This window comes from Paenibacillus sp. 01T422 (genome assembly GCF_056398785.1).
The window spans coordinates 1-1,344 of sequence record NZ_JBFTQB010001267.1; the positions used below are offsets into that span (position 1 = coordinate 1).

The 1,344-nt window shown below is 40.1% G+C and carries 3 protein-coding genes; 1 reads left to right on the forward strand and 2 read right to left on the reverse strand.

What is annotated here, in order from left to right; translation table 11 throughout:
* Window positions 1–175 precede the first annotated feature (175 nt).
* Both AC1DUA_RS37865 and AC1DUA_RS37870 read right to left on the reverse strand, forming a co-directional pair.
* A complete protein-coding gene (locus AC1DUA_RS37865; RefSeq protein WP_477504606.1) occupies window positions 176–646 on the reverse strand; it encodes a hypothetical protein in 471 nt (156 codons plus the stop codon).
* 7 nt (window positions 647–653) lie between these two features.
* Entirely contained in the window at window positions 654–962 is a 309-nt protein-coding gene (locus tag AC1DUA_RS37870; protein WP_477504607.1) for a hypothetical protein, read from the reverse strand.
* 107 nt (window positions 963–1,069) lie between these two features.
* Here AC1DUA_RS37870 and AC1DUA_RS37875 point away from each other — a divergent pair.
* On the forward strand, window positions 1,070–1,344 hold a 275-nt coding region (locus AC1DUA_RS37875; RefSeq protein WP_477504608.1), incomplete at its 3' end, for a hypothetical protein.

Sequence of the window (1,344 nt, forward strand, 5' to 3'; positions counted from 1 at the left end):
ATGTAGATCGATGCATGGCCGAAATTCCAATGATTTTACCCCCACTGTCTGCAATTGATGCTAGCTCGATTTTCCATTTATTATAGCACATTCTATTGATGAAGAACCTAGCTCTCCAAATAGAAAAGACCTTCCCTTAACTTCCGGGATGGCCTGTCTTAATTATGTACTTAAGTTATTGCTTGATAAATCCTTCTTCTGCCATGTATTCTTCAACTTCTTCATATGTTTCGAACGCGCAGTCCAGATTACTGCCGGCATAGACATACCACTGATCTTCTTCAAAAGTAACGGAAAGAGCATGACCTTCTTCATCCGTCCACAGCTCTTCCTGTGACGTGACCGTCTTTGGTTGTGTTTGGATCGCAGTATTCGTTAATGACTGGATGGACTTCTGAATAATGTCACGAAGCTCTTCCGCGCTAAAATCACGAATATTGATTAACCCTTTGCTATCGGTTGCATACCCCTTCACATATTCCGCATAAACAAATCCGTTGCCGTTCGGGTGCAAGTGGTAAACAACAATCTTCTTATCATAGCTGCTTTCTTCATAATGAAAATTAATGCGTCCCAGAGAAACATCCTTACGATGTAACTCGGGAAATGATTCCACAACCGCTAACTTTTCTTCTAAACTGAGCATCTGTCAATTACTCCATCACTTGAATTTTAAATACGTTCTCCAATTTGCCTTCTGATCTTTTTTTCAGAGGAACTTTGATATCACGACCAAGTTCTTTGAAGAAGGTGTCAACATCACACTGTACATTGCTAAGAACAACCTTGAATGAACCGTCCTGGACAATGTTTTGATTGGCCTCTTCAGGAACGTTCACATCTACGGCATATTTCTTCGTCAACGTATTCATATATCGACTAAAAATTTCGATTAATTCCTCGTTGTTAAAATTCTCGATTACCAGCTTACCCTTGTTCGTAAAATTCAGATGAACATTCAATTTTTGTGCCCCTTTTCCATGAACCATTGATGTATTGTATAATTATAACACACTTTTATATATTCTAAGCCTTAACATTGAAAATAAACAATAGGGCGGAGTTCAACATGGCATTTGGCATAAAAAGAGATGAGCTTTATCGATGGAAAGACGCCGTCAGCCGCGGAGAAATCGCCTTTTTGACTCACTATTGGCTTGATGATCGATTTGCTGGCGTACGTACCGTAACTAAGGTCGGTTGCTCGGATTTGGAACGATTAACCAACTGGTGTGTGTCCCATGGTCTCAATCCGCAATACATTCACCATAGCCCCTCATATCCGCATTACGACTTATTTGGTCCTATCCAAAAGAAAATTTTGGAGCTTGAACAGCAATGGGA